This is a genomic window from Flavihumibacter sp. ZG627, from assembly GCF_000814325.1.
In the GTDB taxonomy this organism is placed as follows: Bacteria; Bacteroidota; Bacteroidia; order Chitinophagales; family Chitinophagaceae; genus Flavihumibacter.
The window spans coordinates 1-7,112 of the sequence record NZ_JPHF01000020.1 but is presented as its reverse complement, the minus strand read 5'-3'; the positions used below and the strand labels follow the sequence as shown (position 1 = coordinate 7,112).

Genomic DNA, 7,112 nt, shown 5'->3' with positions numbered 1-7,112 from the left:
AGTATATAGTGTAACCGTAACGGTGAATGGCTGTACGAGTGCAGCGGGTACTACAGATGTTACAATAATACCCAATACACCAACTTCTGTTTTAATCTCAGCAAATCCTGGATCAACAATTTGTGCGGGTACATCTGTAACATTTACAGCTACTCCTACTGGTGGAGGAACAACTCCATCTTATCAATGGCAGGTGAATGGCGCTAATGTTGGAACTAATAGCAATACATTTACTTCTACTACTCTTTCAAATGCAGATAGAGTCACTGTATTGATGACTTCAAATGCTGTATGTCCATTACCAGCTACGGCAACCAGCAACCAGATTTCAATGACTGTGAATGACCTTGTCATTCCATCTGTGAGTATAGCAGAATCGGTAAATGATATCTGTCCGGGCACTTCAATTACATTCACAGCTTCACCAATAAATGGAGGGCCTAGTCCAACATATCAATGGAAAGTTGACGGTGTAAATGTTGGAACAAATAGTCCCACTTTTTCATCCAGCAGTTTAACTGATGGACAGCTTGTAACTGTAGAGATGACATCAAATGCTGTATGTGCAAGTCCAGCAGTTGTTGCAAGCACTGGTGTTGAAGTGAATGTTCTTCCAGTGCCTGTACCAGCAGTAAGTATTGCAGAATCTGTAAATGATATTTGCCCCGGCACTTCCGTAACGTTTACCGCTACCCCAACTAATGGTGGAACCAGTCCAACCTATCAATGGAAAATAAATGGTGCGAATGTTGGAACGAATAGTCCAACATTTACTACTACCACGTTAACAAATGGTCAGATAGTAACTGTTGAATTGACTTCGAATGCTCCTTGTGCGAATCCAGTGTCTGTGACAAGTACAGGAATCACGATGAATGTTTTACCAGCACCAGTTCCAGCTGTTAGTATAGTTGCTTCTGCTTCTCCTATCTGCCCGGGTAATTCAGTAACATTTACAGCAACACCAACGAATGGTGGATCAAATCCTTCCTACCAATGGAAATTAAATGGAGCGAATATAGGTACTAACGCTAATACATACACTACATCAAGTTTGGTGAATGGCGATCAGGTAAGTGTTGTAATGACTTCTGATGCACCCTGTGCAACACCGGCAACAGCAACAAGTAATGTGGTGAGTATGGTAGTGAATCCTCCAACTCCAATAACCCCCGGAGCTATAACCGGAATTGCGACCCAATGTGTTAGTAGAACAGGTTTGACTTACAGTATAACAGCTGTGCCAAATGCAACTTCCTATACATGGACTGTTCCGAGTGGTTGGACAATAACTGCAGGCGCTACAACAAATTCCATTACAGTATCAACAACTGGAACTGCTGTAAGTGGAAATATCACTGTTACTGCTACCAATAGTTGTGGCACAAGTGCTGCATCAATACTTGCTGTTACAACCGTACCAGGAGTTCCTTCACAGCCAGATACAATTAGAGGACCTACCACTGTTTGTCCAACAAAGAATCTTACATATACTATTGATCCAGTTCCCGGGGCAACAGGTTATACCTGGACAGTGCCTGCAGGTTGGACAATTACTTCCGGACAGGGTACAACATCCTTAGGAGTAACTGCGAATATTAATGCTGTGACTGGTAATATTACCGTTGTAGCATCCAATGTCTGTGGAAACAGTACCGTCGAATCACAAGAGATTATTATTGGCAGTCCAAAGCTCTACGCTGGCCCCGATCAATATATTTGTGTGGGCACAAATTCAATTACTTTAGCTGGGGATATCGAGGGTACAATTAATGGAAACAATGAGTATACATGGGTGGTTTCACAAGGAAATATAAGTTCTCCTATAAGATTGAATAGCACTTACACATTGCCAGTCGGGTACACAACCGGAACAATTCCAATTATTCTCAGAAGCAATGTCACTACCATAGCATGTCCTGTAATTGAAGACACAATGCTTGTTATTGTACGGCCATTGCCTACTGCAAGTTTATCGGTTACACCATCCATTTGCACAGGCACATCAACTACTGTTAGTTTTACAGCTACACCAAACACTGTCATAAGTTATAGAGTTGGAACAGGTGCTGTCCAGACAATAGCAGTAGGAGCTGGTGGCACAGCAACTTTGAATACTGGAAACCTTACCGCCACCACAACATATAATCTTGTAAGTGTTGCTTATCCTAATGCTGCAACATGCGTACAAAATTTAACTTCGAATGCAACTATAATCGTAGCATCCCTTCCAACTGTAAATCCAGGTCCGGCAATTTCAGTTTGCCAGTCTGCGACTCCAGCAGCAATTACACTAAGCGGAGTTACACTTGGTGGAAGCGCTACAACTGCTGCATGGTCAATAACAAGTGGTGGGGGAAGTTTAAGTAACACGGCACAGACTGCCAATCCTTCAACCGTAACATATAGTCCGGCTCCTAATTTTTCAGGAACAGTAACTCTTACCATTACTACGGGTGGTGGTCCTTGTCCCCCAGCAACGGCTACACGAACAATTACTGTAACTGCATTACCAACTGTTGAAGCTGGTGGCCCAAATGAAGTGTGTCAATCTGCTACACCAACGGCCATAACATTGAGTGGAGCCACTGTAGGAGGAGGAGCAACCACTGGCGCGTGGACAATCACCAGCGGCGGCGGCACATTAAGTAGTAATAACGTTCAAACGGCAACGCCAGGAACTGTAACATATACACCTGCAGTCAATTTCACTGGAACTGTAACGCTAACCTTAACAACAAATGCGCCGGGAGGTTGTGCTGCTGTTACGGATACGAGGACAATAGAAGTAAGGCCATTGCCAATTGTAACTGCAGGACCCGCCCAAACTATCTGTTCGGATGGAACAGCAACAATGGCTGCAACCATTGGTGGCGGTGCGACAAGCGGAACCTGGACCTCCAGTGGAACCGGCACATTCAGCAATAATTCACCTACTGCAGTTTATACTCCCAGTGCCACAGATATTAATGCCGGCTCGGTAACGCTGACCTATACTACCAACGATCCGGCAGGTCCATGCGTGGCTGCAACAGCTTCTACAACATTAACAATAAACAGGGCTGTTACCATCACTTCACAACCTGCAAACTTTGGTGTGTGTGCTGGCTTCCCGGCCGACTTTACTGTTGTTGCAACAGGAACAGGGCTGACTTACCAATGGTATAAGGGAACAGCGCCGGGTGGAACTGCCGTTACAAATTCCGCGAATATCACAGGCGCCCAAACAGCTAATTTGCATTTCAACCAGGTGGCTCTTTCTGATGATGGAAGTTATTATGTGGTAGTAAGTGGAACTGCGCCCTGTGCGCCGGTTACATCTGCGGTGCGGACATTAAATGTTGACCAGGCAATCGTTATCACAGCACAACCTGTTGCATCAACCGTATGTATTGGCGAGGATGTAAGTTTCTCTGTAGTGGCTAATGCTAATGGCGATCCGCTGACATACCAGTGGAGAAAAAATGGAACGGCTATTACTGGTGCCACTTCCCCCACATTAACAATCAGTGGCGTGGATGCTGCTGATGCTGGTAATTATGATGTTATAATAACTGGTCCGGCAGGTTACACCTGTTCATCTATCATATCCACGGCTGCTGCACTGACCGTTACGCCCGATGCAACGTTAACATTATCTTCAGCGGCAGGCACCGATGCACAAACAACTTGCGTATCAGCTGGTGCTATAACACCAATTACTTATGCGGTTGGTGGAAGCGGAACGGGTGCATCTTTAACATCAGGAGCTTTGCCTGCTGGTTTAACAGGTGCCTACAGTAATGGGGTGTTTACCATTAGCGGAACCCCTACTGCACCAGGAAGTTTCAGTTACACTATAACAACAGCGGGGCCTTGTGAGAATGTTTCGCTCAGTGGAACAATTACAGTGGATGCAAATTCCACATTGAGTTTAACATCCGGAGCCGGTTCAAATAACAGGGTAAGTTGCGAGGCCGTTGCACTATCCCCCATAACCTATGCAATTGGTGGTGGAGCAACTGGTGTAACAGTTACTGGCTTACCAGCAGGTATAACCGCAAATACATCAGCAGGTTTGGTTACCATCGGTGGTACACCAACAGTGACTGGAAGTTTTCCTTACACAATTGTAACAACGGGTCCTTGCATAAATCAAACGCTGACGGGCTCCATAACGATCAACCAGAATTCAACATTAGCGCTTACAACTGGAAGCAATACGCAATCTGTATGTGCCAATACCCCGATAACTAATATAGCATATACCTTTGGTGGTGGCGCAACAAATGTAAGCGTTAGCGGATTGCCTGCTGGTGTAACGGGTACGGTTACCGAATCGGTTCTTACAATCAGTGGAATTCCCACTGCTTACGGAACATTTAATTATACAGTACAGACATCCGGGCCTTGTGTGAATACTAATCTGACCGGAACATTAACTGTAGCGCCTGTTCCTGTTGGCGGAAATATTACTCCGGCAGTTACAACGGTGTGTTCGGGTTCGAATAGCGGCACACTTACATTGAGTGGGCATACTGGTGCGGTTGTGAGATGGGAATCATCCACAAACGGTGGTAGTACATGGACTCCAGTTAGCAATACCAGTACAACTCAGTCTTATTCAAATCTAACCCAAACTATTTCTTATAGAGCAGTAATTGAAGGTGGTGTTTGTCCGGATGCCTATTCAAGCATTGCTGTAGTAAGTGTTATTCCGCCGGTTCCCCCTACGAGTGTGCTTGCCAATCCTCCAGCTATTTGTGAAGGAGAGTGTACTGTATTATCTGCAGTAGCAGAAGGATTCCCCGGAGGATGGATGGATGTTCAGGCTTTCAACAGTGCTAACCTTGACCAGAATGAGGGATGGTCTGCTACATATAACGGAGCACCGCATAATATCGAGGCAAGTGCGGATAATGAAGTGAATTCACCATGGAATCTTACGAATCCCATCGATCCCTTTGGAGTTGTATATGATAATCCAGATCAGGATAAATATGCAGTTGCAACTGGAAGTGTCACTACTACAATGATGACGCCGGTATTTAATTTGATTGGCTTGAATTCGGCAGTTTTTACATTCCAGCAGGCTTACGATCTTAAGGCAGGTGCCAGTATTAAAGTTGAGATATCTACTGATGGAGGAGCAACTTATCAATCTGTTCCATTAATGGAAATAATCGGACCCGCCACTTTAGGTAATCCTTTTAAAGGTTGGCCCACAGCATCCATTGATCTTTCTAATTACCTGGGCTTGTCCAACCTTAAGATCAGGTGGAGTTATACCGGATCACCCAATAGTATTTGGGCAATTGATAATGCGGGGATTAATCCACCGCCTTTACCATTAACCTATAACTGGACACTCTTGGATCCGGCTGGTGTTCCAAGTCCATATTACCTGAATGTCACTAACCAGCCAACGGTAACAGCTTGTCCACCAAATGCGGGCACTTATACTTACCAGGTTAGTACGGCCTATGGTGTTTGTCCCGGTGGTACCATGGATGTGGTTGTTGTTGTACATCCAATTCCTGTTTGTGATATTACTGGTGCAACAAATGTTTGTCCAGGTTCCACCAATGTTTATACTGGCCCTACTGGTACAGGTTATACATACCAGTGGACGGTTACAGGTGATGCAATTATTTCGGGATCATCAACAGGTCAGACTGTAACTATAGTTGCAGGAAATTTATGTGGACAGTATACTGTATCGCTGGTAACAACAGCGAATAATTGTCCAAGTACACCATGTGAATTAATTGTAACTGTTGAAGACAATGAAGCTCCGGTTGTTACCGGTAGTTTGGGAACGCTGGATCTTAGCGCATGTGATATCACTGTAATACCTGCGGCGGCAACAACTGTTGCAGGTCTTGAAGGTTTAGGTATAACTATTACCGATAACTGTACAGCAGATGCCAGTCTTGTAGTGGCGTTTATGGATGCTCCCGCTGCGGGTACCTGTCCGATAGTAGTTGTAAGGACCTATACCATCACGGATATCTGTGGAAATATTCTTACGCTAACGCAGACCTTTAATGTAGATGACACTGAGGCGCCGGTGATCACTGGTAGTCTTCCGGTTCTAAATCTTGAGGGATGTGCAGTTACGGATGCCCAGGCGGCAATGACAACGATATCTTCGCTTGAGGCAGCGGGTCTAACGATTACGGATAACTGTACTTCCGATGCTGCTTTGCTGGTGAGCAGCAATGATGTGGGAAGTGGGACCTGTCCAATTGTAGTTACAAGAACTTATACCATTACAGATGCCTGTGGTAATTTTTCGACCGCGGTGCAAACGATCAATATTGACGATACGCAGGCACCTGTCTGGACAACCGTTGCGGGTTCCCTGGATGTTACGCTCGAGTGTTCTGATGCAGCGGGGTTAACGGCGGCGCAGGCAGCTGCTCCTGTAGCAACTGATGTTTGTGATAACAGCTTAACGCCAGTGAAAGTTGCCGGTTCCTTTGTTGCACTGGCGAACGGATGTGGCGGCACATATACCAATACCTGGACAGTTGTTGATGATTGTGGAAATGTAAGTGAGGTCTTTACTCAGGTTATCACGATTGAGGATACTGAGGCACCTGTATTGACTGGTGTATTACCAGGTGGGGCTGTAGGGGATGCATGTTTATCAGATCCATCACAGATACCGCCGGCTCCAACTTTGGCATCTATTGCGGCATTATATACAGACAACTGTGCAACAGTTACTGCTGTATTAGTTAGTACTACAGATGTAGGTACTGATTGTTCCTGGACCAGGACATACACCTATACAGTTACTGATGGTTGTAATCCGATAAGTGTGGATGTGGTGTTTACTGGAGGGGATGTGGAAGTGCCGGTGGTGACGGGTTTAGCAGAAATTCCACATTTGGGATGTAATCCAGTTGATCCGGCTGCTGCTTTTGTGACTCCTTCTGCAACAGATAATTGTGGTACACCAACAATACTTTCAGGGTACCCACAAACCAGTGCAATTACTTTGGTAGGATGTGACGCAAGCCAAACGCGTATCTGGATTTTTGTTGATGCATGTAACAATCAGAGCGAGCCATTTGAACAGGTGATTAGGTGGACGGCGGCACCCGCGGTGACCTTTACGCCGCCAG

1 protein-coding gene is annotated in these 7,112 nt (G+C 45.4%); it reads left to right on the top strand.

Annotation, left to right across the window (positions count from 1 at the left end; all coding sequences use genetic code 11):
* A partial coding sequence (locus tag HY58_RS19110; protein WP_156123762.1) for an S-layer family protein occupies nt 1–7,112 on the top strand: 7,112 nt, incomplete at both ends.